27 protein-coding genes are annotated in these 24,256 nt (G+C 46.5%); 15 read left to right on the plus strand and 12 right to left on the minus strand.

Annotation, left to right across the window (positions count from 1 at the left end; genetic code table 11):
- Positions 1-26 precede the first annotated feature (26 nt).
- Positions 27-584 (plus strand): YufK family protein, encoded by a 558-nt coding sequence (locus ACWJJ4_RS04805; protein WP_003152079.1) that lies wholly within the window; start codon positions 27-29, stop codon positions 582-584.
- Positions 585-598: 14 nt separating this feature from the next.
- Here ACWJJ4_RS04805 and ACWJJ4_RS04810 read toward each other — a convergent pair whose 3' ends face one another.
- The 3 genes from ACWJJ4_RS04810 to ACWJJ4_RS04820 form a co-directional block, all read right to left on the minus strand.
- The gene (locus tag ACWJJ4_RS04810) at positions 599-1,012 is read right to left on the minus strand and encodes a thiol-disulfide oxidoreductase DCC family protein (RefSeq protein WP_003152080.1); all 414 of its coding nucleotides are present in this window, start codon (positions 1,010-1,012) and stop codon (positions 599-601) included.
- 21 nt (positions 1,013-1,033) lie between these two features.
- Positions 1,034-2,908, minus strand: coding sequence for a transglycosylase domain-containing protein (locus ACWJJ4_RS04815; RefSeq protein ID WP_454021476.1), 1,875 nt, complete (start codon positions 2,906-2,908; stop codon positions 1,034-1,036).
- Positions 2,909-2,997: 89 nt separating this feature from the next.
- Positions 2,998-4,242, minus strand: coding sequence for a multidrug efflux MFS transporter (locus ACWJJ4_RS04820; protein ID WP_032862488.1), 1,245 nt, complete (start codon positions 4,240-4,242; stop codon positions 2,998-3,000).
- A gap of 150 nt (positions 4,243-4,392) precedes the next feature.
- Between ACWJJ4_RS04820 and kapD the strand changes: the two genes are divergently transcribed.
- A complete protein-coding gene (kapD, locus tag ACWJJ4_RS04825) occupies positions 4,393-5,010 on the plus strand; it encodes a 3'-5' exonuclease KapD (RefSeq protein ID WP_003152084.1) in 618 nt (205 codons plus the stop codon).
- A gap of 24 nt (positions 5,011-5,034) precedes the next feature.
- Here the strand turns inward: kapD and ACWJJ4_RS04830 are convergent, their stop codons facing one another.
- The 3 genes from ACWJJ4_RS04830 to ACWJJ4_RS04840 all read right to left on the minus strand — a co-directional run bounded on the left by ACWJJ4_RS04830 (position 5,035) and on the right by ACWJJ4_RS04840 (position 8,038).
- Complete coding sequence (locus tag ACWJJ4_RS04830; protein ID WP_003152087.1) at positions 5,035-5,421, minus strand: kinase-associated lipoprotein B; 387 nt, start codon at positions 5,419-5,421, stop codon at positions 5,035-5,037.
- Positions 5,422-5,468: 47 nt separating this feature from the next.
- A complete protein-coding gene (locus ACWJJ4_RS04835; protein ID WP_003152088.1) occupies positions 5,469-6,752 on the minus strand; it encodes a sensor histidine kinase in 1,284 nt (427 codons plus the stop codon).
- A 122-nt stretch (positions 6,753-6,874) separates the two neighbouring features.
- Positions 6,875-8,038, minus strand: a complete 1,164-nt coding sequence (locus ACWJJ4_RS04840) for a MalY/PatB family protein (protein ID WP_448197455.1) — start codon at positions 8,036-8,038, stop codon at positions 6,875-6,877.
- A gap of 86 nt (positions 8,039-8,124) precedes the next feature.
- Here ACWJJ4_RS04840 and ACWJJ4_RS04845 point away from each other — a divergent pair, with 86 nt between their 5' ends.
- A complete protein-coding gene (locus ACWJJ4_RS04845) occupies positions 8,125-8,385 on the plus strand; it encodes a DUF1871 family protein (RefSeq protein WP_003152094.1) in 261 nt (86 codons plus the stop codon).
- Positions 8,386-8,410: 25 nt separating this feature from the next.
- Here the strand turns inward: ACWJJ4_RS04845 and ACWJJ4_RS04850 are convergent, their stop codons facing one another.
- On the minus strand, positions 8,411-9,232 hold the full coding sequence (locus ACWJJ4_RS04850) for an alpha/beta fold hydrolase (RefSeq protein WP_003152096.1): 822 nt from the start codon (positions 9,230-9,232) through the stop codon (positions 8,411-8,413).
- Positions 9,233-9,384: 152 nt separating this feature from the next.
- On the opposite strand from ACWJJ4_RS04850, the gene ACWJJ4_RS04855 reads away from it, so the two are divergent.
- From ACWJJ4_RS04855 to yugI, 3 genes are all read left to right on the plus strand, one after another.
- Entirely contained in the window at positions 9,385-9,885 is a 501-nt protein-coding gene (locus ACWJJ4_RS04855) for an Lrp/AsnC family transcriptional regulator (protein ID WP_003152098.1), read from the plus strand.
- Entirely contained in the window at positions 9,886-11,055 is a 1,170-nt protein-coding gene (locus ACWJJ4_RS04860; protein WP_003152100.1) for an aminotransferase, read from the plus strand. It abuts the gene before it with no gap.
- Positions 11,056-11,250: 195 nt separating this feature from the next.
- Entirely contained in the window at positions 11,251-11,643 is a 393-nt protein-coding gene (yugI, locus tag ACWJJ4_RS04865) for a S1 domain-containing post-transcriptional regulator GSP13 (protein WP_003152102.1), read from the plus strand.
- A 47-nt stretch (positions 11,644-11,690) separates the two neighbouring features.
- Here yugI and ACWJJ4_RS04870 read toward each other — a convergent pair whose 3' ends face one another.
- Positions 11,691-11,927 carry a DUF378 domain-containing protein gene (locus tag ACWJJ4_RS04870; protein ID WP_003152104.1) on the minus strand — a complete coding sequence of 79 codons (237 nt, stop codon included), beginning with the start codon at positions 11,925-11,927 and terminating at the stop codon, positions 11,691-11,693.
- Between the two features lie 230 nt (positions 11,928-12,157).
- On the opposite strand from ACWJJ4_RS04870, the gene ACWJJ4_RS04875 reads away from it, so the two are divergent.
- Both ACWJJ4_RS04875 and ACWJJ4_RS04880 read left to right on the plus strand, forming a co-directional pair.
- A complete protein-coding gene (locus ACWJJ4_RS04875; RefSeq protein WP_326358872.1) occupies positions 12,158-13,321 on the plus strand; it encodes an iron-containing alcohol dehydrogenase in 1,164 nt (387 codons plus the stop codon).
- 85 nt (positions 13,322-13,406) lie between these two features.
- Positions 13,407-14,579, plus strand: a complete 1,173-nt coding sequence (locus tag ACWJJ4_RS04880) for an iron-containing alcohol dehydrogenase (protein WP_003152109.1) — start codon at positions 13,407-13,409, stop codon at positions 14,577-14,579.
- 301 nt (positions 14,580-14,880) lie between these two features.
- Here ACWJJ4_RS04880 and ycaC read toward each other — a convergent pair whose 3' ends face one another.
- A complete protein-coding gene (gene ycaC / locus ACWJJ4_RS04885; RefSeq protein WP_003152112.1) occupies positions 14,881-15,525 on the minus strand; it encodes an isochorismate family cysteine hydrolase YcaC in 645 nt (214 codons plus the stop codon).
- Between the two features lie 124 nt (positions 15,526-15,649).
- Positions 15,650-16,216 carry an NADPH-dependent FMN reductase gene (locus ACWJJ4_RS04890; protein ID WP_003152115.1) on the minus strand — a complete coding sequence of 189 codons (567 nt, stop codon included), beginning with the start codon at positions 16,214-16,216 and terminating at the stop codon, positions 15,650-15,652.
- Positions 16,217-16,613: 397 nt separating this feature from the next.
- On the opposite strand from ACWJJ4_RS04890, the gene ACWJJ4_RS04895 reads away from it, so the two are divergent.
- Genes ACWJJ4_RS04895 through ACWJJ4_RS04905 form a run of 3 tightly spaced genes read left to right on the plus strand, consistent with a single transcriptional unit; the run spans position 16,614 to position 18,813 of the window.
- A complete protein-coding gene (locus ACWJJ4_RS04895; protein WP_077722755.1) occupies positions 16,614-17,966 on the plus strand; it encodes a glucose-6-phosphate isomerase in 1,353 nt (450 codons plus the stop codon).
- Positions 17,967-17,987: 21 nt separating this feature from the next.
- A complete protein-coding gene (locus tag ACWJJ4_RS04900; protein WP_454021477.1) occupies positions 17,988-18,386 on the plus strand; it encodes a transporter in 399 nt (132 codons plus the stop codon).
- 22 nt (positions 18,387-18,408) lie between these two features.
- Positions 18,409-18,813: a YugN-like family protein gene (locus tag ACWJJ4_RS04905; RefSeq protein WP_077722753.1), complete on the plus strand. Its 405-nt coding sequence runs from the start codon at positions 18,409-18,411 to the stop codon at positions 18,811-18,813.
- Here ACWJJ4_RS04905 and ACWJJ4_RS04910 read toward each other — a convergent pair.
- On the minus strand, positions 18,810-19,796 hold the full coding sequence (locus ACWJJ4_RS04910) for a potassium channel family protein (RefSeq protein ID WP_015240465.1): 987 nt from the start codon (positions 19,794-19,796) through the stop codon (positions 18,810-18,812). The genes ACWJJ4_RS04905 and ACWJJ4_RS04910 overlap by 4 nt on opposite strands.
- Positions 19,793-20,047: a protein mistic gene (locus ACWJJ4_RS04915; protein ID WP_003152123.1), complete on the minus strand. Its 255-nt coding sequence runs from the start codon at positions 20,045-20,047 to the stop codon at positions 19,793-19,795. The genes ACWJJ4_RS04910 and ACWJJ4_RS04915 overlap by 4 nt, the downstream gene beginning before the upstream one ends.
- Before the next feature lie 132 nt (positions 20,048-20,179).
- Here ACWJJ4_RS04915 and ACWJJ4_RS04920 point away from each other — a divergent pair, with 132 nt between their 5' ends.
- The 4 genes from ACWJJ4_RS04920 to ACWJJ4_RS04935 all read left to right on the plus strand — a co-directional run bounded on the left by ACWJJ4_RS04920 (position 20,180) and on the right by ACWJJ4_RS04935 (position 24,247).
- Positions 20,180-20,443 (plus strand): hypothetical protein, encoded by a 264-nt coding sequence (locus tag ACWJJ4_RS04920; protein WP_014305698.1) that lies wholly within the window; start codon positions 20,180-20,182, stop codon positions 20,441-20,443.
- Between the two features lie 46 nt (positions 20,444-20,489).
- Positions 20,490-21,167, plus strand: a complete 678-nt coding sequence (locus ACWJJ4_RS04925; protein ID WP_003152125.1) for a zinc metallopeptidase — start codon at positions 20,490-20,492, stop codon at positions 21,165-21,167.
- Positions 21,168-21,209: 42 nt separating this feature from the next.
- On the plus strand, positions 21,210-22,499 hold the full coding sequence (locus ACWJJ4_RS04930; RefSeq protein ID WP_007408640.1) for a hemolysin family protein: 1,290 nt from the start codon (positions 21,210-21,212) through the stop codon (positions 22,497-22,499).
- Between the two features lie 89 nt (positions 22,500-22,588).
- A complete protein-coding gene (locus tag ACWJJ4_RS04935) occupies positions 22,589-24,247 on the plus strand; it encodes a glycoside hydrolase family 13 protein (RefSeq protein ID WP_070082272.1) in 1,659 nt (552 codons plus the stop codon).
- Positions 24,248-24,256: the final 9 nt, after the last annotated feature.

Here is a 24,256-nt window from a genome sequence, read left to right on the forward strand (position 1 = left end):
GTAGATTACAGAAAGGGACTTTTTATATGAAAAATACTTATTGGACGGGTTATTTTCCGCTCGTTGCGATTCTGCTTTTTAGTTCGTCATTATCCATTTCTACCTCGCTTTATGTCATGAAGATACTTCAGACGCTCGGCATGTATCAGGGGATGCTGGATTATTTCTCTGAGAAAGGGATCAGACTGGCGCTTTTTGCAGCGTTCGCCCTTGTGTATTTTATGCTTTTTTCGGCTTTGAAGCTGATTGCAAACACAGTGACAGAGCTGTCTCTTTTGTTTTTCACAAATGACCCTGAAGGGGACAATCTGAAAAAAATCAGATTAGGCTCTTTAATTTATGTAGGCGGAGGAATTCTTTCCTTTGCGCTCGTGCAGAATGGTTTTTGGATTGCGGCGTTATTTACCGTTGTTACGCTCGTTTATTTGATTTTCATGGTGTACAGAATCTATTCGACACTCTCGATCGTTTCGCTGATCGGTTTTATATTGCTTGAGATTCTGTTTTGGTTTACTTTTGTTATCGGTATTTTGTACATCTTTATCAAGCTTTATAATAGCATAATGGCTAGCTTACCTGTGTAAGCTAGCCATTTTTGTTAAGACAGGAATCTGTTTTTGATCTCAGGGGAGGGGAGCATGCATGCTTCCCTTTTTCCGAACCATTTGTAACGGCGCCGGGCGATGAAAGAATAGGCTCTGTCCCTGAGGGGGCGGGGCACTGCGAAAAAAATCGCTGACAGCCGCCAGGCTCCGCGGAGATGACGGGAAACCTTTAACACGGCTGCGGATTTTTTGTATATCCGCCCGTTTTCGATGAAAATCATGCTGTCAAATTGTTCTGTCGGAAGTCCTTCTGATGCCAAAAGCTCCCGGGCGGTATCTGATTGCAATGATGCAAATGAGATTTTGCCGGCCGGATCGCGTTTAATGATGAATTGAACGGCGCCGCTGCATAAGTTGCAGACGCCGTCAAACAAAAGCACGCGGTCCGGAAGCTGAGCTGGTTTCAAAGCGGATCCCCTCCGTTATCTTTAATAAGCTGCCTGCAGCGTGTTTTTCCAGATCGAAAGCTGAGGGCTTGCGTCATGAAGGTATTCGACGCTTGACGGTGTATCCTTGCCGACCCATACCCCCATCGTATAAGCATCCGTCAGGCCGACAAACCACATATCGTGATAGTCATTTGACGTTCCTGATTTTCCGCCGACGTACGGAGCTTTAAAGTTCGCTTTCTTTCCTGTTCCGCTTTTGACGACGGCTTTCATCATTTCTTTGATCTGCATGTTGGTCCGCATGCTGAATACCTGCGCCGGCTCATCTTTCCATTTTAATATCGTTTTTCCTTTTAAATCAGTCACTTTTGTAATCGCGTGACTCGGCGTATAAACACCGTTGTTGCCGAACGTGGTATACGCATTGGTCATTTCAAGCGGCGTCATGCCGTTTGTAAAACCGCCCAGCGCCGCAGGCAGACGGTAATCCGCGCTGACCAGCTTCGCGAAATGAAACGGTTCAAGGTAGCTGAACGCCTTATTGACGCCGACGCGGTCCATGATTCTGATGGCCGGTGTGTTGTACGAGTATTTAAACGCCGTTTCCAGGGTAACCGTGCCGTACGTGCGGTTATTATAGTTCTGCGGGCAGTAATCCGCACTGCAGAATTTGCTTGCGTCAATCTTGCTGTGTGGCGTTGCGCCGGTCTTTTCAATGTAAGGTCCGTAATCAAGCAGCGGCTTAATGGATGAACCGGGCTGTCTGTATGCTTGATAGGCACGGTTGAAATCATATTTATGATAATCTTTCCCGCCTGAAAGCGCGATAATCTGATGTGTCTGATGATTAATCACGGCCGCTCCGCCCTGGACGCCTGCATACGGCAGATTTTGATTCACTTGGGCGACGACCTGGTTTTGCATATACGGATTCAGCGCCGTATAAATCTTCACGCCGTCTTTTAACAATGTGCTGACTCTGTCGGAAAGCTCACTCTGTATTTTTTGTTTCGCCTTTCCGGAAGCTTTTTCAAGACGTTTGTCATAGCCTTCGGATGAGGAAACAAGCTGTGTGAATTCATCATTTACATAGGAAACATAGTCAGGATATTTATTTGTTTTTTCGTTTATATCAAGCTTGATCTTTTCCTTTTCGGCTTTTTTCAGCTGTTTCCCGGATATAACGCCTGCTTTTTTCAATCCGTTAAGCAATCTGACTTGTCGTTTTTTCGTATAATCAAAATGCTTGAGAGGATCATATAATGTAGGGTTATTAGGGATGGCGCAGATAAAAGCCATCTCTCCCAAAGTGAGAGATTTCAGCGGCTTGCTGAAATAAAATTGTGCCGCCGAACCGACACCGTATACACCGTTATTAAAATAAATCGTATTTAAGTAGCCTTCTAAAATCTCATCTTTGCTGTATTTTTTCTCAAGCTGATAGGAATAGGCCAGCTCCGTCAGTTTTCGGCTGAAGGTGCGTTCATGGCTTAAATACACATTCCTTGCCAGCTGCTGGGTGATGGTGCTGGCGCCCTGGTCAATTTTATGATCTTTGAAATTGGAGGCGGCCGCCCTGACCATCCCCATAAAGTCAAACCCTTTATGCTCATAAAAATGGCGGTCTTCAGAGGTTAAAAACAGCTGTTTTACCTCATTCGGTATTTTATTAAAGGGCACGATCACGCGGTTCTCATGATCGCTGACAATCTCAGAAACAAGGCTTCCGTCCCTGTCATACATGTAACTGTTTTGAACCAGGTTGATCGCTTTTAAGTCAATATGTTTATCGAGCACCTGATCAAAAGGCTTGATTTGTTTTACCTCTTTGCCGGAAGCAATAACTGTAAATGCACACAACGGGATAATGCCGAGCAGCAAAATCCATCCGATTATTTTACGTACCATGGTCACTCTCTTTTCTCCTGATTTCTAGCCATATCGTATCATTCTTTTAAGAATACGAGAAGGTTAAATTTAGAAGAAATCGTGATCGCTGCCGGTCAGCCCGCATTTGACGCTGTATCCTTTTGCAGATGTCCCGCCATCCATAAAAGCCCCGCGCCTATTAAAAAGAGAAAGGCGGTGACGTAGAAAGCAGCCGAAATAGAAAAACCGCTTGAGACCGCACCTCCGAGCAGAGGGCCGAGCACGTTTCCGAGAAAACGAAAGCTGACGTTATAGCCGAGCACCTCTCCCTGGATGCTGCCCGGCGCCCTGACGCGGATCGCGGCCGTAATGCAGGGGAGCGTGCCGCCCATGACCATGCCGAACAGAAATCTGAAGACTAACAGAATGGAGAGGGAGGAGGCGAGCGCCTGCGGAATAAAAAACACCGCTGATGCAATCAAAAGCACGATTAAGATCCGGCTGTGGCCGAAGCGGTCGCCGAAGTCCCCCCATTTCCGGGCAAGCAATAAGCTTCCGAGTCCGGTCGCTGAAAACGCCATTCCGGAGAAAAAGGCTAAATTAACAGGTCCGTGCAGCTCATTGACATATAAAGCGAGCAGCGGCTGGATGCTGAAATTGCCGGTCTGCACGATCATGGTAAGCACCATCATCGCCCAAAGCGCGGGCTGGTGAAAAATATAGGAGAGCACCTGTTTTCTGGAATAGGTTTTCCGCTTGTTTTGTTTCTCGCCGAGCGGCTGCTCATTCACCTGAAATAAAACGAGAAGCACGGATACGAAAATAACAAAAGACGTAATAAAAAATGTGTACGTAAACCCGAAGCTGTCAGCGAGCAGCCCGCCCAGCATCGGTCCGAATAAAGTGCCTGACACCTGACCCATCTGCAGCGTGCCGAGCGTTTTCCCGGCAGTCTCTTTCGGCGTCTGCGCCGAAATCATGGCAAGCGATGTCGGAACAAAGCCTGTTACAAGGCCCATAAGCAGCCGCAGGACAAACAGCTGATAAACCGATGTCACAAACCCCATTAATAAAATGCTGACGGCAATGCCGGTGCCTGTGATCAAGAGAATTTTTTTGTAGCCGCGCTTATCGCCGAATCTGCCCCAAAACGGGGAAATCACAAACGCCATTAAAAACGTGACGCCGAACACATACCCGCTCCATCTCTGCACATACCCGCCCGAATGGGGGCTGATCGTTTCGATATATAACGAAAGAAACGGAACAATCATGGTCATGCTGGCGGAAATAAAGAAATTTGTAATCCAAATGACGACGAAGTTCTTCTTACGGACAGAAATAACATCACCTTCTTTAATTTTCGTGTGTCTAATCATTAGTATATAGGAATGAATCCGGTATTTGTATTTTCGATGCGGATATAGGAAAATTCATTATTTTTAGAAAATGAAGAAAGTTTCAGAGGGGAAACTGATATACTATCATAAAATATCATTTTTGATCGGAGGAAAGGCAGGTGTAAAAAAGTGGATCAGCGCAGTCTGCTCATTATTGATTTTGAATTTACGATGCCTGACGGAAAATACAGCCCGCAAAATTTCTTTCCCGAGATTATTGAAGCGGGGATTGTCAAGACGGTGAATGATGAAGTGACTGAAACGTTTTCGAGTTATATCAAACCGAAAAAATTTCCAAAGCTGACGAAACGATGCAAAACCTTTCTGAACATCACCCAAAAAGACGTGGACGGCGGAATCACGTTTAATGAATTCATCCGCAAATTAAATGAGCTTGATCCTGATAAAAACTGCACGATCGTCACCTGGGGCAATATGGATATGAAAGTGTTAAAGCAAAATTGCATGTTTAACCACATCCCTTTTCCGTTCAAAGGAGAACTTCGGGATCTGTCCCTTGAATACAAAAACTTCTTCGGCGACAGAACATTGACCGGCCTTTGGAAAGCGGCGGAAGAGTATGGCGATAAAGGAACGGGCACGCATCACAAAGCGCTGGATGATGCGCGGACGACATACAAATTATTCAAGCTTGTCGAGCGGGATAAACAATATCTTGAAAAACCGAAACCTCCGACGATCGGTGATCGCGTCGATCTGACTGAACTGTTTCGCCGGGCCACATAAAAAAACCCAATCATGCCGACTGGGTCAAGTTCTTTTAAAATAGTCACGCTCTAACGCGGCCAAGTTGGCGAGCGAACGTTCCGCCCATTCTGAGCCGTCCGCTGTAAGCTGATCTTTCAGCCGGGCAGACGCCGCTTGTAAGGAAGCCGTATAATCAGGAACTTCGCCATCAAACGGTTTGACCATCTGATGCGGTATGTTTGTCTGTTCCCCGAATGCAAGCGCTCTTCTTTCATGAAAGAACGGAACATCCGCCTGCTTCGGATGATGAAGATCTCCTTGAGCGGGATGCGTCAGAACGGCTTTAATTTTCACTAAATAGTGATTGGGCCTGACGTCTGTCACTTCCCCTATGTATGCTCCTGTTTTATAAAACCCTTTTACGATTGTGCCGATTTCAAACGAATTCATAGCGTTCACCTCTCTCTAGTTATTCTATAAAAGATCAACGCGATTGGCTAGTGAACAGCTGCCGGAAGCCTGACTGAAGCCGTTGTGCCCGAGTGCTCGCCGCTGGTGAAATAGACGGAGCCTTCATGATGCTGAATAATCGAGAATGTCACGGTAAGCCCGAGCCCGGTGCCGTTCGTTTTCAGCGTATAATACGGTTTGCCGAGTTTCTGCAGTTCTTCATCGGACATGCCGATTCCGTTATCCGTAATCTGAATGAGAATCATCTCTTCCTGTTTTTGGACGGAGACCTCGATTCGGCCGTTTTCAGAGGGCACGGCTTCAATACTGTTTTTAATCAGGTTAATGAAGGCCTGTTTCAGTTTTTTTACATCGCCGAACACATATAAATCAGGCTCGCTTTGAACAGTCACGGTCACCGATTTAAAATTGGCATAAGACTCCATTAAGGAACCTGTTTCCTTTACGAGCAGAGAAATATCAAACTTTTCTTTTTCATAGTCATCCTGCTTCGCCATATCGAGATAATTCGTAATGATCGTCTGAGCCCGGTCGAGTTCGGACAGCACAAGTTTCTGATATCCGGAGTGGGATTTGTCCTGAAGCTGCTCGCCGCTGAACAGCAGCTGCACAAAACCTCTGACGACCGTAAGCGGATTGCGGACTTCATGGGCGACGCTTGCCGCAAGCTCGCTGACGACGGCCATTTTTTCTGAGTGAATCAGCCTTGCCCGCATGGACGCATTCTCATCGATGATCTCAATCAAATAAATGCACAGCAAAAGGGCGCTGACTTGAAAAAAAACGGATACTGCCGCCTCATAATAAACGGAAGATAGATTTTGAAAATTGAAAATATTGGTCGCGGAATAGATGAAGACAGATGCGGTTAATAAGGCGGTTTCAGTGCAGCCGATGAGAAGAGCGAAAAGCAGTTTCTTCCGCTTTGAGAAAAAAGGCCATTTCGTTTGGAGCTGGATAGGGATGATGATTAAAAAAGGAATTAAGGATAAGAAAAAAAGAGCGGAAGGTTCAAACCATATGAGCTGAAAAAAAACGGATGCCGCCCCTGCGGCAAGTCCTGCTGCGGTACCGGAATAAAGCAGGCAGACGATAATGGGAATCAGCTGCAAACCGTAACGGACGGAATGAAGCTCCTGAATGGGAAAAGCCGTACATAATAATGAAGATGACGCTGCAAATACGGCGACCAGCAGGCGGTTCGCTCTCGGTACAAGCAAATCGGGCTTGCTGAGCCAGAAGACTTGATAAAGAAAAATAGGGAATAAAATAAAAGAGAAGTGAAGCAGGTAATCCTTTACAATCTCCATTTATGCGAAATCCTTTCCTATGTAAATATGAATCTATTATAACATCTTTACCGGCAAAAAAAGTATATATTTCTCTAAAGCGAACGCCCTTATCTCGTCTGATAAAGGCGTTCTTTCCGCTGCTAAGCGAGCGCTGCTTTCATTCTCTCAAGCCCTTCTTTTACGGTTGCGGCTGAACAGCCGACATTAAGTCTCATAAATCCTTCGCCGCCCGGTCCGTATTTCGTTCCCGGCTCTAATATGATTTTCCCTTTTTTGAGCATTCTTTCTTTGAGCTCGGCATCCGAAAATCCGTATCCGCTGAAATCCATCCAGATCAAATAGGAAGCGTCAGGTTTCATCATGCGGACTTTCGGCAATTCTTTTCTTAAAAAGTCCTCAGCCAATTTCATATTCCCTTCAATGTAAGGAATCAGCGCGTCAAGCCAAGGGCCTCCCTTTGTATAAGCCGCTTCGATTGCTGCAACCGCAAATGTGTTGAGGCTGGAAATCCCGTTCTGATGCAATGCGGCGGAGAATTTCGCCCGCTTATAACGGTCGGGAATGATAATGGCGGATGCCTGAATGCCGGCAATATTAAACGTCTTGCTCGGCGCGACACAAGTAACGGAAATCCGCGCAAACTCCTCAGACAGAGAAGCAAAAGGCGTATGCGGCTTTCCGTACAGCATCAAGTCGGAATGTATCTCGTCAGAAACGACGGTGACGTTATGGGCGGCGCACAGCGATCCGAGCTTCATAAGCTCATCCCGGCTCCACGCTCTGCCGGACGGATTGTGGGGATTACAAAGAATCATCAGCTTGACCTCAGAATCGTTCAGCTTTTTCTCAAGATCCTCAAAATCCATGCAGTAGACGCCGTTTTCTTCCCGTAATGGGTTATGTAAAACCTGCCGTTTGTTTTCCTTGATCATCTGATAAAAAGGCGTATACACCGGTGATTGAATCAACACCTGATCGCCCGGTTCGGTAAAGGCTTGTACTGCCATGCTGATTGCCGTGACAACTCCGGGACTGAACGTGATGCTTGCGGGATCGGGCCGGTAGCCGTGCCGTGTCTCAAGCCATGAAGCGACAGCTTCTCTTGTGTTTTCGTCAGGAGACGTATAACCGAATATGCCGTGGTCAAGGCGGGCTTTTAAGGCGTCAGTGACCGCTTCGGGAGCGCGGAAATCCATATCGGCAACCCACATCGGAAGTGCATCCGATACGCCGAATAACGCTTCCGCCTTGTCCCATTTCACCGATTGTGTGCCAAGACGGTTTTCTCGAAGATCAAAGTTCATGTATGTCACTCCTGTAGTATCATTATTTTGCACAGCGTATCTATGATAAAATAGATTTGCAAACTTTATTATAAGCGGTGATGAAAATGGAAGAAAGCCAAGCGGTCATGGAAATGATGAAAATCATTGCCAAGTGGGACCCGTTTAAATATGGAGAAGATTTTTATGAGACAGAAGCCGTCGACATCGTTCAGGCCGTCTACAGTGAAGACCGTGCCGACAAGCTGGCAGCAGCCATTCAGGATATCTTTGAAGCTTCATTTGAGCAAAAGCTTCCGATCGAAGGCTGCCAAAAGGCCGCCGAGCAGCTTTTGTTCATAAAAGAAAGCAGCTCCTGCACCCCTTGAAAACCGGCGGTTCCCGCCGGTTTTTTTATTGAATAAATTCAAAAATCCGCTCTGAAACAAACTCCGGGCGCTCTTCGGGTACGAGGTGTCCCGTATCTTTGAGTGAATACAGAATGGAATCCGGCAGGTCGTCATGAAGCCGTTTTCCGACTGAGACCGGAACGACCCGGTCTTCTTCTCCCCATATTAAAAGAGCGGGGTTTTGCACTTTCTTCAAATCCTCGGGCTCTAAATCGCCCTCCCTGTGTCTGATGAACCTTGTCATCGCTTTGAAAATCTGGCGGTCTGTAAATGGTTTTTCGTAACCGTCAATCATTTCCTGATCGATAAGCGTCCGGTCGTGAACGACATTTAACAGGTTTTTCAGCACACCGTCTTTTGAAAGCCAATACTTAAGATACAGGTCAAAACAAGGGAGGTGCGTCCCGAATATAATCGACGGGTGCGAGCGCTTTAAATACCCCGAGCTGCACAGCAGGACGATTTTTGAAAAAAGCTCGGGTCTGAGAAGAGACGCGGATAAGGAAATCTGGCCGCCCATCGAATGGCCGATGAGTGCGGCCCGGCTGATACCGAGCTTTTCCAGAAGTCCGATCAGAAGCTTGGCGAGGTTTGCGTAAGTATATACGAAAGTCCGTGACTTTTCCGATTGCCCGAAAGGAGGCAGGTCAACGGCGATAATATCATAATGGTTTCTGAGCAGCGGGATCAGTTTTCTGAAGCTGAATGCCGAAGATAAAAAACCGTGTACGCAGACGAGTGTCTGTCTGCCGGGATTTTCATAATGCTCGTAATACAGCTCAACTCCGTCTATCGCGGCCCGTTTAATCGGTGAAACAGCTTCCATGAGAGCCTTCGCCGTCCTTTCTTTGTTGTAATGTAAAGGCTTTTTTGATTGTCAGATTTTAGCTCTGATTTCTTTCGGGTTTTTCTTAGCATTTGTCGAAAATCGTGATATAATGTCATGAAGATTTTTGATAATGCAAAGGTGTGAAACGTATGAAGCTGACCGAAAAAGAAACAGAAATATTAGAAATTTTAGACGAAAACAGCCGCGTTGATGCGGAAACGATCGCGAAAATGGCGAACATTCCCGCCGAAGAAGTCAAAAGCATCATTGAAAAGCTTGAAAAGGAAAAAGTCATCATTGATTATGCGGCGATGATCGACTGGCGCAAAGTCGACGGGCTGGAAGGCGTCACGGCGATGATTGACGTAAAAGTCACTCCGAAACGAAATGTCGGCTTTGATGAAGTCGCTGAACGGATATACAGATTCCAGGAAGTTGAATCAGTGTACCTGATGTCAGGGGTGTATGACTTATCTGTCGTTATTCGCGGCAACACGATGTCAGACGTGGCAAGCTTCGTGTCTGAAAAATTGTCCACCCTTGAGTCTGTCGTTTCCACGACAACGCACTTTATCCTGAAAAAATATAAGCATGACGGCAAAGTCTTTGAAAGCGGAGACGATGACAAAAGAATCGTGGTGTCTCCGTAAATGGAAACGAAGACTTCTTATTTATCTGACTACGTGCAGCAGATTAAACCGTCAGGCATCCGCAAATTCTTTGATCTGGCTGCTACGATGGAAGGCGTCATTTCATTGGGAGTGGGAGAGCCTGACTTTGTGACGGCCTGGAACGTGAGGGAAGCGAGTATTCTTTCTTTAGAACAGGGTTATACGGCCTATACGGCAAATGCGGGTCTTTATGAACTGAGAGAAGAAATCAGCCGCTATTTAGATCAGCGGTTCGGGCTGAGTTATTCGCCTGACAGTGAACTGATCGTTACGGTAGGGGCAAGCCAGGCGCTTGATCTCGCTGTCCGCGCTATTATGAATCCCGGAGAGGAAATGTTAATTCCCGAACCGTGTTTTGTCGCATATGAATCACTCGTGACCCTGACGGGGGCGAAGCCGGTGCCGATTCAGACTGTAGCTGCAAAAGGTTTCAAAGCATCAGCAGCCGATTTTGAAGCGGCCCTGACGGACAAAACAAAAGCGCTGCTTCTATGCTCGCCGTCAAATCCGACTGGTTCCGTCTATTCGAAAGAAGAGCTTGAATCCATCGCTGCTTTCGCTGAAAAACACGACTTGATCGTGCTTGCCGATGAAATTTATGCCGAACTGACATATGATGAGCCATTCACGAGCATGGGGGCCATCCGCGGCATGAAGGAGCGGACGATTTTGATTTCAGGTTTCTCCAAAGCATTTGCCATGACGGGGTGGAGACTCGGATTTACGGCGGCGCCTCCCGTGATCAGGGATGCCATGCTCAAAATTCATCAGCACGCGATGATGTGTGCGCCTTCCATGGCTCAGTACGCGGCGCTTGAAGGGCTGAAAAACGGTCAGGAAGACGTCGAAAGAATGAAAAAAAGCTACCGGAGACGCCGAAACCTGATTGTGGAAACATTGAACGAGATCGGACTCGGCTGCCACCACCCCGGCGGAGCGTTTTACGCCTTTCCTTCCATTCAATCGACCGGCATGAGTTCAGAAGAATTCGCGGAACAGCTGCTCATTGAAGAAAAAGTAGCCGTCGTTCCGGGGAATGTATTCGGCCCGAGCGGCGAAGGCTACATCAGATGTTCCTATGCGACATCCATTGAGCAGATTCAGGAAGCGCTCGTCAGAATCAAACGGTTTGTTGAAAAAAGGGCATAAAAAAAGATACGAACCCGGTTCGCATCCAAATAAAAGGGGGGAATACTAGAAAGCCTTCGTAATCATAGTATACCCCCTTTATCTGTGCTTAAACATGATCATGTAAAAAAGTTCTCTTTGCGAAAAACAAACTTGTATGATATAATTTTAAATTGCGTATAATCTGTATTTAATTTAACTTAGGAGTTGTTATGAATGGCAGCAAAATTTGAAGTGGGCAGTGTTTACACTGGTAAAGTAACAGGATTACAAGCGTATGGTGCGTTTGTTGCATTAGATGAAGAAACTCAAGGACTTGTTCACATTTCTGAAGTCACTCACGGTTTCGTAAAAGACATTAATGAACACCTTTCTATCGGTGACGAAGTACAAGTAAAAGTACTTGCAGTTGACGAAGAAAAAGGCAAAATCAGCCTTTCTATCCGTGCGACTCAAGCGGCGCCTGAAAGAAAAGAAAGCAAACCAAGAAAACCGAAAGCGGCACAAGTTTCTGAAGAAACATCTGCTCCGCAAGGTTTCAACACATTGAAAGATAAGCTTGAAGAGTGGATCGAACAGTCCAACCGCAAAGACCTTATCAAAAAATAACCATCAAAAAAAGCACCGGATATGTATGTTCGGTGCTTTTTTTATGTTTATCTGACTTCCGGATTTGCCGCTTCCTCGCGGGATGTTTCTTCGTTCGGCTTAAACAGCAGGCCGAGATTGATCAGACCGGCGATGCCGACAAGACCGTAAATAATCCGCGACAGAGCTGATCCTTGGCCGCCGAAGATGGCTGCTACTAAATCAAATTGGAAAAATCCGATCAGTCCCCAGTTAATAGCGCCGATAATCGTTAATACGAGACAGATACGCTGAATAACACTCATGTAAACAACCTCCTCTATAAATTCGTGAAACAGTTATAGATTGTGACAAAGCAAAGAATCTATGCATACTACATTCTCCGCCGTGTAAATCACACACTGTCTCAAGCTGTACAAGTGCCTTTCCCGGGAAACCGCTGTCTGTAAACCGTGTGATGTGCCGTCAAAAAAGCGGATTGCTTTACATTGAACGTCAACTTTCTGCATAATATAAATCCAAAGGAGGAGATGTCATGCAAAACTTTACATATTGGAATCCGACCAAATTGATTTTCGGAAAGGGAGAGGTCGAAAAACTTCCTGAAGAAATCAAGCCGTACGGAAAGAACGTACTGCTCGTATACGGAGGCGGCAGCATTAAGCGCAGCGGTCTTTATGATCAAGTAACCGACCTGCTGAAAAAAGCAGGAGTTACCGTACATGAATTAGCAGGCGTAGAGCCGAATCCGCGTGTCTCAACGGTGAACAAAGGTGTTGCGATCTGTAAAGAAAACAGCATCGATTTCTTATTGGCCGTCGGCGGCGGAAGTGTCATTGACTGCACGAAAGCCATCGCGGCGGGCGCTAAATATGACGGCGACGCGTGGGATATCGTCACGAAAAAACACCAGCCGAAAGAAGCGCTGCCGTTCGGAACAGTGCTGACACTTGCGGCGACCGGTTCAGAGATGAACTCCGGATCAGTCATCACAAACTGGGAGACACAAGAGAAATATGGATGGGGGAGCCCGCTCGTTTACCCTAAATTCTCTATTCTCGATCCGGTAAACACCTTTACCGTTCCGAAAGACCACACCATTTACGGCATGGTCGATATGATGAGCCATGTGTTTGAACAATATTTCCACCACACGTCAAACACGCCGTATCAGGACCGGATGTGTGAATCGCTTCTGCGCACGGTGATTGAAACAGCGCCGAAGCTGATCAATGATCTGGAGAACTACGAGCTTCGTGAGACGATTTTATATACAGGCACGATCGCATTAAACGGAATGCTGTCAATGGGCGCAAGAGGGGATTGGGCCACACACAACATCGAGCATGCGGTATCAGCGGTTTACGATATACCGCACGCCGGAGGTTTAGCGATTCTGTTCCCGAACTGGATGAGACATGTGCTCAAAGAAAATCCGGCCCGCTTTAAACAGCTTGCCGTCCGTGTTTTCGATATTGACGAGACAGGCAAATCAGATGAAGAGATCGCACTTGAAGGAATCAGCAGGCTGTCTGATTTCTGGACGAGTCTCGGCGCTCCGAACAGACTCGCTGATTATGATATTTCTGATGAGAAGCTGGATACGATTGCAGATAAAGCGATGGCAAACGGAGCATTCGGACAGTTCAAGTCACTGCAGAAAGAAGATGTGCTTGCGATACTGAAAGCATCATTGTAATAACATAAAGGGGCGGCCGGATTGGCAGCTCCTTTTTTTCTGTGTTATAGTAATTCCCTTACGATTTTTTTGGAGGTCATGATAAATGGAGAACTTTACGTACTACAATCCGACGAAACTGATTTTCGGAAAAGGTCAAATCGACCAATTGAAAAAAGAGCTGAAGCAATACGGGAAAAACGTGCTGCTTGTTTACGGAGGCGGCAGCATTAAGCGAAACGGCCTGTATGACCAAGTAACAGGCATCTTAAAAGAAGAAGGCGCAACCGTTCATGAGCTTGCGGGCGTTGAACCGAATCCGCGTCTGGAAACGGTAAATAAAGGAATTGAGCTGTGCAGACAGCATGAGATTGATTTCCTTCTCGCAGTCGGCGGCGGAAGTGTCATCGACTGTACAAAAGCGATTGCGGCCGGTGCGAAATATGACGGCGACGCATGGGACATTTACAGCAAAAAAGTAACGGCGCAGGACGCGCTCCCGTTCGGCACGGTGCTGACGCTTGCGGCGACAGGCTCTGAAATGAACCCTGATTCCGTTATCACAAATTGGGAAACAAACGAAAAATTCGTATGGGGCAGCAATGTCACTCATCCGCGTTTCTCCATTTTAGATCCTGAGAATACTTTCAGCGTTCCGGAAAACCAAACCGTATACGGCATGGTGGATATGATGAGCCACGTATTTGAACAATACTTCCACAATGTTGAAAACACGCCGCTTCAGGACAGAATGTGTTTTGCGGTCCTTCAGACGGTAATTGAAACAGCGCCGAAACTTTTGGAAGACCTTGAGAACTATAAGCACCGCGAAACGATTTTATACGCGGGTACGATCGCATTAAACGGCACGCTGCAAATGGGCTATTTCGGCGATTGGGCTTCCCATACGATGGAGCACGCCGTATCAGCGGTTTATGACATCCCTCACGCGGGAGGACTTGCGATTCTGTTCCCGAACTGGATGAGATACACGCTTGATACAAATGTAGACCGTTTTAAAAACCTCATGCTTAATATGTTTGACATTGATACTGAAGGCAAAACGGATAAAGAAATTGCGCTTGAAGGAATCGATAAATTGTCCGCGTTCTGGACAAGCCTCGGCGCACCGTCCCGCCTTGCGGATTATGACATCGGCGAAGACAAGCTTGAGCTGATCGCAGACATCGCCGCAAAAGAAATGGAATACGGCGGATTCGGCAATTTCCAAAAACTGAACAAAGATGACGTACTTGCCATCTTAAAGGCGTCACTGTAAGATCACATTCCAGGCCGGAGTGATTTTCAAGCTGCAGATGTAACCGTTTTGGGATTCCCTCTTTCCGGATTTTCTATTAGTTCATTAGGAGCAAGTGAAACACCCTTTGCCATGAGACAACTATGGAAATCGTTTCATCCGTATCACATGATGCGGATTTGACTCCCTGTTTCTGTACATTTAGCAGAAAAGGACCAATTAACTTTGCGATTGCCTGTCATCTATTTACACGAAATCTAAATCATGAAGATAAAGAGCCGCGAATTTAAAAAAGGGGCGCTGATTCAATCAGCGCTCCTTTTTATGCATTTTGTGTACTAAGGTCCCGCTGCGCCCCCATATAGCTTCCCATTAAGTTTTGATAACCGGGAAGATGACTGGAGATTAATGCGCCAAAACCTTCAACGTCGTTGCGCCAATCACGCTGTAACTCGCATGCTGCGCTAAACCAGTTCATCAGCTGCGCGCCGCCATGAGCCATACGGGTTAATGAAGCATCTGCTACTTGCTTATTAAACGTCCCCGAAGCATCTGTCACAACAAACACTTCGTAGCCTGCTTTAATGGCAGAAAGCGCAGGAAAAGCAACGCAGACGTCTGTTACCACCCCCGCGATAATCAGCTGTTTTTTGCCGGTCGCTTCAATGGCTTTAACAAAGTCTTCATTGTCCCATGCGTTAATTTGTCCGGGACGGGCTATTTTTGGCGCATCAGGAAAGAGATCAGCGAGTTCTTGCATGAGCGGTCCGTTGGGTCCATTTTCAAAGCTGGTTGTTAAAATAACCGGTAAATCAAAGAATTTAGCCGTATCACCGAGAGCCAATACATTGTTTTTAAATTCATCAACGCCATAGTCACGCACGAGACCGGAAATAAGGCCGGTTTGATGGTCAACTAAAAGCACAGCAGCATCATCTTTTGAAAGACGGGAATAAAGATCAGACATTTTATCATCCTCCTTGAATTAAGGCAAGTCAGTTGGTCAATGGAAAACGGTAAATCTATTCATATGCTGTATAGATAGAAAGTTATTTCTGAGGTGACTTTTCGTGAGGGTGATGATCCTTCAATTAATCCGGAACGGGAACCGGAGCATGATCAATCCAATGGATGAACTGTTGTAAATAGCGTTGAAGATAACGTTTTGTTTGTTCATCCGTAAGTATGTTTTGAGCGGAATCAATTTTCTCATGGACTTGCGAAATCAGCATTTTTTGAAAGGGCAGAACATTGACTTGCATAGCTTCGAGTACTTCTCTCATTTGCATTTGACCAAAAGAGGTGCCGAACCCTCCGGGGGTTGCTCCGATTAAGCCAACCGGTTTTCTGTTTAAAACAGAAGAGGTCCGCGGTCTCGATGCCCAGTCCAATGCATTTTTTAATACCCCCGGAATTCCTGAATTGTACTCTGGACTTACAATGATGACGCCGTCAACGTCTCGTATATCAGCTCTAAAGGATGTTACGGAGTCTGGTGCTCCGGCGATTTCTAAATCTTCGTTAAAAAAAGGAAGACTGTCTATTTCAACCCAGCGAAATTGAGCCGCATTATCGAAGTCAATCAATGATTGAGCAATCACTCGATTATACGAGTTTTTTCGTAAACTTCCACAAATAAGACCAATGGTTTTAGTCATAAAATCACCTCCCGGTTTAAAATTATTTTCATCTTAACATGATACCCCAAATATAGACACTATTTTTAAAAATGGACATTTATTCCTTAATATACCTGCACGGCATCCTCTCAAGAGGAGTACTATATAAAAAGAACCGTCCCATCGGTATTGGCGATGGATGTCAACCTGCTCCAAAGTAAAGGTGATACGTTCCTGGATCACCAACATTCGATTCGTTACTTCTTTCACGATTATTACAAATATAACTATTTCGAATCCGGGATATTGTATAAAAAATGAACGCATCTTTAGCGCAAATCCCGTATTCATCATGCCTTCTTCATGACTTGATTTAGCGGGTGAGTTCATATAAAGTGAAAGAGAAAACAATTCACCGTGATGGAGGGACAAGCAAATGACGCATGTACGCTTTGATTACTCAAGAGCGTTACCTTTTTTCAATGAACATGAACTTACATACGCACGTGATTTCGTAAAAACGGCACACCATAATATCCATGAAAAAACAGGCGCCGGAAGCGACTTTTTAGGCTGGGTGGACCTCCCTGAAAACTATGATAAAGAAGAATTCGCGCGCATTAAAAAAAGCGCTGAAAAAATCAAATCAGATTCTGACGTGCTTCTCGTCGTGGGTATCGGCGGTTCATACTTAGGCGCCCGCGCGGCGATTGAAGCGCTCAATCATTCTTTCTATAATGTTTTGCCGAAAGATAAGCGCAAAAACCCTCAAGTTATCTTTATCGGCAATAATATCAGCTCAACTTATATGAAAGATGTTATGGATCTTTTGGAAGACGCTGATTTCTCTATCAATGTCATTTCTAAGTCAGGCACGACGACGGAACCTGCAATCGCTTTCCGGATTTTCCGCAAACTTCTTGAAGAAAAATACGGAAAAGAAGAAGCGAAAGCGCGGATTTACGCGACAACAGATAAAGAGCGCGGCGCTTTAAAAACGCTTTCTAATGAAGAAGGCTTCGAATCATTCGTTATTCCTGATGATGTCGGCGGACGTTTCTCCGTTCTGACTGCGGTAGGCCTTCTGCCGATTGCGGTAAGCGGGGCTGATATCGATGAAATGATGAAAGGCGCTCTTGATGCAAGCAAAGACTTTTCCAGCTCGGAATTAGAAGAGAACGCGGCTTACCAATACGCCGTCGTCCGCAACGTTCTGTATAATAAAGGAAGAACCATTGAAATGCTCATCAACTATGAGCCTGCGCTGCAATACTTTGCGGAATGGTGGAAGCAGCTCTTCGGCGAAAGTGAAGGAAAAGATGAAAAAGGCATCTATCCTTCTTCCGCTAACTTCTCAACTGACCTTCACTCTCTCGGTCAATACGTGCAGGAAGGCAGACGCGATCTGTTTGAAACCGTGTTGAACGTTGAAAAACCGAAGCATGAGCTGACAATTGAAGAAGCGGAAAATGATCTCGACGGCTTAAATTACTTAGCCGGCAAAACGATCGATTTCGTCAACAAAAAAGCGTTTGAAGGCACGATGCTTGCCCATACAGACGGAAAAGTGCCTAACTTAATTGTCAATATTCCGGAGCTTAACGCATATACATTTGGATATCTCGTCTATTTCTTTGAAAAAGCGGTGGCGATGAGCGGTTATCTGCTCGGAGTCAACCCGTTTGATCAGCCGGGTGTTGAAGCCTATAAGGTGAATATGTTCGCGCTTCTCGGCAAACCGGGCTTTGAAGAGAAAAAAGCAGAGCTTGAAAAACGCCTTGAAAAATAAAAAGAAGGGCTGGCCCTCAGCATGACGGGTCAGCCTTTTTTAAACCGTGAAAGGTGTGATGATGAATTGATGCGGCTTTTATGTAAGCATGTCTTCATTTCCGTCTGTTCCGCCGCTGTCGTCTATTCGGCACTAAAACTGTCTCCTGAATCCCTCTTGCAAACCATCCTGTTTTTCGCTTTCCCTCTCGGCTTGTTTACGGACATGGTCCGGCTGAAACTGAAAATTGGCCGGATGCATACGCTGATCACGAAGTGCTGTCTCTATGCCGCCGTTTTCTATATTTCAACGGAAGCCGTTCTCTCCGCAATTGTGACGTATGTTCTGATTGAATGCGCCGTCACCTCTTTTCAGCGTCTGTCTGCCGCTCCCGGTTCTTCCCGGACGCCGTATGAAGATACCGCAGAGCGGGGACGCTAAAGACAAAAAGGAGCATATGCACATGATCAGCATACCATCTTCACTTGAAGGGCAATCGTTTTTACTCCGCGAATTGGAACAGGTGATGAAACCGATCGGTTATACCATCGGAGGCGGCTGGGAGTATGACCGCGGGTTCTTTGATTACAAAATTTCCGATCAGGACGGCTATTTATTTCTCCGTATCCCTGTTGAAGCAAATAAGGGACACATGGATGAACGGGGGGCCGCCGTTACAATCGGCACACCCTTTTTGCTGAGGCACGTTTATCAACAGGAAACGGATGATGCAGCAGGCGGCGGTGTTTTTGAGTCATTATTCAACCAATTCTCCGAGCCGAAACGGCGGGATGCGGCAATTGACCGCTCATATACAGATATCGGCATCTCGCTTGTGAAAGAGCTGGAAGACGTCCTGCTGCATTAAAGAGCCAAAAACAGATCAGTATCGAGCACCTGGTATGACAGGGGAGGGGTCAGCATCGGCCCCTCTTCTTTTTGTATGCCGATGATCGTGGTATTCCGTTTGAGATAATAGAGCGCACAGTCATGATAAGATGAGCCCTTCAGTTCCTCGGGGACGGGAATGATGCGCACCTTTTTCTCCAGCGTCAGATCTGACAGCGTTTGCGGTTTGGCAAGCTGCAGCTTGACCCGGTAATGCTCAAACATCACCCGGCTCGACAGGCGTGATGTGCACAGAATCTTATTGGCTCCTGCGCGCTCGGCGTTTTTGACATACCGTTCCGTTAAAATTTCTACGATACAATAAACGGACGGATGCAGCCCTTTGATGGCGAGAAGTGTTAATACCGACAGCATATCAGCTTCGGATTCATTTTTCTGCTGGTCCGCTGTCAGAATGACGGTATCAGCTTCCGTAATATTCGCCTTATTGAGCGTGCTGTCATCAGCGGCATGTCCGCGGATGAAATGGACGTTTTCAATAAGCGGCCCTTCCCTTAATGAATCATCAATCAGGACGACAGTTTTTGACGGTGCGATGTGCTGCAGTTCTTTCAGCAGCATATGCGATTTTTCATTCCATCCGATAAGAATGACGTGCCCCTTGCCTTTAAAGGCGACCTTCCCTTCGACATAGCGGTGCTGTTTGCTGAATACGGCTGAAGAAAGCGTGGCGAAATAGGCGGTCACAAAACTCGCTCCGCTTAATACAAGCACCATGCCGGCAATCTGCCCGAGCGGCGTCTGCGGAACGTAATCGCCGTAGCCGACTGTGGCCACCGTAATCACCGCCCACCAAACCCCTTCAAACACAGACGTGAACTGCTTCGGTTCGAGCATGTATATGAGTTGGCCGAACAATAAAATCAAGGCGATAATGATCAGCCCGATCCGAACATATAACGGCCATCTCAGCCAGGAAATAAAAATACGGTTTGATTTCATTCGTCCGGCTCTTCTTTCGACAGAGAGATGGATAAAATCTGCTTAATAATGGTGTTTAGTTTTTCGTCCAGCTGTTCCTGGCCGTATGAGTCACGCGCATGTCTGATTAAATCGGCCGTCTCATCTTCAAACTGAATGAGAGGTTCGTCGTTTTCCGATTCATTATAGAGCTGGATGAAGGCGTCAAGCCCTTCGTTCATTCTGTCTATCGCATTGCTCAGCTGTTCTTTCTCGCCATTTGTCACTTTCATGTCGATCACACCTGTATCTTTTTTTATACAGTATGTCCCAGTTCGTTTGATGTCTTTCAAAAATCGCCGAAAACATATTCACCCTTATTTTTTCATATGATAAAGAAAGCGGACCGAAAAAGGGTGAGTCAAATGACGGTCATTCAAAAACTGCTGGCGGCGCTGGCCGGAGCGCAGCTGCTCGCTTCGGCGGCCGTATTGCTTATTTTCGATTTGAATGGATACAATCACATGTCCGGCGGATTTTCATGGCTTGTTTTTGCAAAAGAGACCGCAGGCACGTTTCCGTTTTACATCGGAATGGCCGGGTGTATCCTCATCATGCTCGGAGGATTGATTCCTGTCAGAAAAAAGAAGCGGATTTCTGTACAGGAAAGCGGGCAATCATTAAAATAATATATAAGCAGATCGTACGATATAAGAGAAAAAGGAAGAGGATAATATGCTGTTTATCTTTTTAACAATTGCTGCATTGGGATTGTCGTTTTGGGCACAATTTAAAGTGAAAAGCAATTTTCAGAAATACTCAGACGTGGAAGCCTCCAGTCAGCGGACGGGGGCGGAAACGGCAAGACGGATTCTTGATATTAACGGTTTATATGATGTGCCGGTAGAACCGGTAAGAGGCACTTTAACAGACCATTACGACCCGACGGAGCGGGTGGTGCGTTTATCTGAGCCGGTATATTACGGCCGCTCCATTTCCGCCATTTCCGTCGCTTCTCATGAAGTCGGACATGCTTTGCAGCATCAGGAATCATACGGCGCGCTTGTGCTGAGGCACAAAATTTTTCCGGTCGTCAATTTTGCCTCCGGGGTTGCCCCTCTGCTTTTCTTGGGCGGGATGCTCCTGGGCAGCTTGAACTTAATCGGACTCGGCATTATTTTGTTTTCGGCCGCTGTTTTTTTCCAGCTTGTCACACTGCCTGTCGAGTTTAATGCCAGCGCGAGGGCGAAGCGGATTATCGTGTCGGAAGGATTCATTCGCAACAGTGAAGAACACGGCGTGAATAAAGTGCTGAACGCCGCCGCGCTGACGTATGTGGCTGCGGCGCTCGTTTCATTATTCGAGCTGCTTCGTTTTGTGATGATTTTCTTAAATGGTCGTGATGAGAATTAACACGAAGGAGGTGGCCCCTTACCGTTTGCGGTAGGGGTTTTTTTGCTTATATTAAAACTGATTCTCATTATGCTGTTAATCGGATTAACGGCCATCTTTGTCGCTGCGGAATTTGCGATTGTCAAAATCCGCGGTTCAAAAATCGCGGAGCTGGTTGAAACCGGAGACAGCCGGGCGCTCGCGGCGCACAGGGTGATTTCAAATCTCGATGAATATTTATCAGCGTGCCAGCTCGGCATTACGATTACGGCGCTCGGACTCGGCTGGCTCGGTGAACCGACGATTCAGCGGCTTCTTCATCCTGTTTTCAGCCTGATCGGAATGCCGTCATCTATTACGCACGTCGTCACGTTTATTGCGGCGTTTATTGCCGTCACGTATCTGCACGTCGTCATCGGAGAGCTTGCGCCGAAAACGATATCCATTCAAAAAGCCGAAGCCGTCAGTCTGTGGACGGCGAAACCGCTCATTCTGTTTTATAAAGTGATGTATCCGTTTATTAAGCTGTTAAACGGCTCAGCCGGATTTTTGGTCAAGCTGTTCGGTTTTCATTCGGTGAAAGAACATGAGGTCGTGGTCAGTGAAGAAGAATTGCGGCTGATTTTGTCCGAAAGCTATAAAAAAGGTCAAATCAATCAATCTGAATTCCGTTACGTTAATAAAATATTTGAATTCGATAACCGGGTCGCCAGAGAAATCATGGTGCCGCGCACCGAAATCGCCGCCATCTCGCTTGAACAGTCAGTTGATGAAGCCATACATTTGATCATCAACGAACGGTATACGCGATATCCGGTTATTAAGGAAGACAAAGATCACATTCTCGGCATTATTAACAATAAGGATTTATTTAAAGCGTATTTTCTCGGCCGCTCCATTGAATTAAAAGAAATTATGCGTCCGGTCATCAGAGTCATTGAAAGCATCCCCGTTCAGGAGCTTTTGATCCGCATGCAGAAGGAGCGGATTCATATGGCGATTCTCGTTGACGAATACGGCGGCACGGCGGGACTTGTGACCGTCGAAGACATATTGGAGGAAATCGTCGGGGAAATCCGTGATGAATATGACCAGGATGAAATGCCCCACATCGTCAAAAAAGGCGAACACCATTATGTGATGGACGGCAAGGCGCTCATAGAAGAGGTGAATGATCTCCTTGATATCGCCATCGAAAATGAAGACATTGACACGATTGCCGGCTGGCTCTTAACACAAAAAATGGAGCTGAAAAATGGTGATGTGTTTCATGCCGAAGGGTGTGAATTTAAGGTGCTGGAAGCGGAAGACCATCATATCCGCTTCGTTGAAATTAAAAAAACTGATTTCTGAGCCTCCTGCTTTTGCAATGAGGCTTTTTTTATAGAAAAAATGCTTCTTCGTCCCGCTCCTTCATATGCTGTAAAGAAAGGAGTGTCGGTATGAAAACGGATTGGTGGAAAAAGGCGGCCGTCTATCAAATTTATCCCCGAAGCTTTATGGATTCGAACGGGGACGGAATCGGCGATATTAACGGCATCAGAGCAAAGCTTCATTACATAAAAGAGTTGGGGGCGGATGTGATCTGGCTTTGTCCCGTTTTTGACTCGCCGGGCGCGGACAACGGCTACGATATTCGGAATTATAAACAAATTGCCGGCGAATTCGGGACGATGGAGGATTTTGACAGGCTCCTTGCGGATGTCCATGCGCTCGGCATGAAGCTGATTATAGACCTCGTCATCAACCATACAAGCGACGAGCACCCTTGGTTTATCGAATCACGCTCAGCGAAAGATTCCGAAAAACGGGACTGGTACATCTGGAGAGACGGAAAAAACGGCAAAGAGCCGAACAATTGGGAAAGCATTTTCGGCGGATCAGCGTGGGAATATGATCAAGAGACCGGCCAGTATTACCTGCACCTGTTTGACAAAAAACAGCCTGATTTAAATTGGGAAAACGAAGCGATGAGGCAGTCCGTTTATGAGATGGTCCGCTGGTGGCTTGATAAAGGCATAGACGGCTTCCGGGTGGATGCCATTTCTCACATTAAGAAAAAAGAAGGGCTCCCTGACATGCCGAACCCGGACGGTCTCCCGTACGTCCCGTCTTTCCCGTATCATATGAACGGGGAAGGCATAATGGATCTCTTAAAAGAGCTGAAGCGGGAAACATTTTCTCGCTATCCGATCATGACGGTCGGCGAGGCGAACGGAGTGGCGGCTTGGGAGGCGGCTGATTGGGCCGGTGAAGAAAACGGCGTCTTTCAAATGATTTTTCAATTTGAACATCTCGGCCTCTGGGATACGGAAGATGATCAAAGCATCTCCATTCCGGCGCTTAAGCGCGTCTTGTCCGACTGGCAGAACAGCCTTGAAGGAAAGGGCTGGAATGCGTTATTTATGGAAAATCACGACCAGCCCCGTTCCGTTTCGGTATGGGGTGACGAACGGTTTTTGACAGAAAGCGCCAAGGCACTCGCCGCGATGTATATACTGATGAAAGGCACGCCGTTTATTTATCAGGGGCAGGAGCTCGGAATGACCAATGTTTCGTTCCCATCCATTGAAGATTATGATGACGCCGCAATTAAATATATGTATGAAAAAGAGACGTCCCGCGGCGTTCCGCGTGAACAAGTGATGAAGATCATTTGGAAGAAGGGCCGGGATAATTCACGGACACCGATGCAATGGAGCGATGAGGCGAACGGCGGGTTTTCTGATGCTTCTCCGTGGCTCGGAGTGAATCCGAACCACACATGGCTGAACGCCGCATCACAATTGCAGGATGAAACATCCGTATACCATTTCTACAAACGGCTGATCGCCCTCAGAAAAGAACACGGCGTATTGATCAGCGGCACATATGAATTGCTGCTTCCGAATGACCGGCAGATTTATGCCTATCTAAGAAAAAACGGAACAAAAACCGCCCTGATCATCACAAATCTGTCCCGAACCCCCGCTTTATACAGGCATCCCGGTTATCCGCTTGACTCCGCTTCTCTCGTGCTTGCAAACGCGGAAACAGAAGCGCACCGCCATGTGACATCCTTCCTCTTAAAGCCTTATGAGGCCCGCGTATATATATGGTGAAAAACTTCA

Source organism: Bacillus sp. JK62 (assembly GCF_053663455.1).

Coding starts and splice junctions, on each gene's coding strand:
- ACWJJ4_RS04905 (WP_077722753.1), top strand. CDS start 18,409: ATGATCAGCATACCATCTTCACTTGAAGGGCAATCGTTTTTACTCCGC.
- ACWJJ4_RS04895 (WP_077722755.1), top strand. CDS start 16,614: ATGACGCATGTACGCTTTGATTACTCAAGAGCGTTACCTTTTTTCAAT.
- ACWJJ4_RS04855 (WP_003152098.1), top strand. CDS start 9,385: ATGAAGCTGACCGAAAAAGAAACAGAAATATTAGAAATTTTAGACGAA.
- ACWJJ4_RS04915 (WP_003152123.1), bottom strand. CDS start 20,047: ATGAAAGTGACAAATGGCGAGAAAGAACAGCTGAGCAATGCGATAGAC.
- ACWJJ4_RS04860 (WP_003152100.1), top strand. CDS start 9,886: ATGGAAACGAAGACTTCTTATTTATCTGACTACGTGCAGCAGATTAAA.
- ACWJJ4_RS04805 (WP_003152079.1), top strand. CDS start 27: ATGAAAAATACTTATTGGACGGGTTATTTTCCGCTCGTTGCGATTCTG.
- ACWJJ4_RS04820 (WP_032862488.1), bottom strand. CDS start 4,242: ATGATTAGACACACGAAAATTAAAGAAGGTGATGTTATTTCTGTCCGT.
- ACWJJ4_RS04840 (WP_448197455.1), bottom strand. CDS start 8,038: ATGAACTTTGATCTTCGAGAAAACCGTCTTGGCACACAATCGGTGAAA.
- ycaC (WP_003152112.1), bottom strand. CDS start 15,525: ATGTCTGATCTTTATTCCCGTCTTTCAAAAGATGATGCTGCTGTGCTT.
- yugI (WP_003152102.1), top strand. CDS start 11,251: ATGGCAGCAAAATTTGAAGTGGGCAGTGTTTACACTGGTAAAGTAACA.
- ACWJJ4_RS04920 (WP_014305698.1), top strand. CDS start 20,180: ATGACGGTCATTCAAAAACTGCTGGCGGCGCTGGCCGGAGCGCAGCTG.
- ACWJJ4_RS04935 (WP_070082272.1), top strand. CDS start 22,589: ATGAAAACGGATTGGTGGAAAAAGGCGGCCGTCTATCAAATTTATCCC.
- ACWJJ4_RS04890 (WP_003152115.1), bottom strand. CDS start 16,216: ATGACTAAAACCATTGGTCTTATTTGTGGAAGTTTACGAAAAAACTCG.
- ACWJJ4_RS04880 (WP_003152109.1), top strand. CDS start 13,407: ATGGAGAACTTTACGTACTACAATCCGACGAAACTGATTTTCGGAAAA.
- ACWJJ4_RS04850 (WP_003152096.1), bottom strand. CDS start 9,232: ATGGAAGCTGTTTCACCGATTAAACGGGCCGCGATAGACGGAGTTGAG.
- ACWJJ4_RS04870 (WP_003152104.1), bottom strand. CDS start 11,927: ATGAGTGTTATTCAGCGTATCTGTCTCGTATTAACGATTATCGGCGCT.
- ACWJJ4_RS04875 (WP_326358872.1), top strand. CDS start 12,158: ATGCAAAACTTTACATATTGGAATCCGACCAAATTGATTTTCGGAAAG.
- ACWJJ4_RS04925 (WP_003152125.1), top strand. CDS start 20,490: ATGCTGTTTATCTTTTTAACAATTGCTGCATTGGGATTGTCGTTTTGG.
- ACWJJ4_RS04830 (WP_003152087.1), bottom strand. CDS start 5,421: ATGAATTCGTTTGAAATCGGCACAATCGTAAAAGGGTTTTATAAAACA.
- ACWJJ4_RS04835 (WP_003152088.1), bottom strand. CDS start 6,752: ATGGAGATTGTAAAGGATTACCTGCTTCACTTCTCTTTTATTTTATTC.
- ACWJJ4_RS04900 (WP_454021477.1), top strand. CDS start 17,988: ATGACGGGTCAGCCTTTTTTAAACCGTGAAAGGTGTGATGATGAATTG.
- ACWJJ4_RS04910 (WP_015240465.1), bottom strand. CDS start 19,796: ATGAAATCAAACCGTATTTTTATTTCCTGGCTGAGATGGCCGTTATAT.
- ACWJJ4_RS04845 (WP_003152094.1), top strand. CDS start 8,125: ATGGAAGAAAGCCAAGCGGTCATGGAAATGATGAAAATCATTGCCAAG.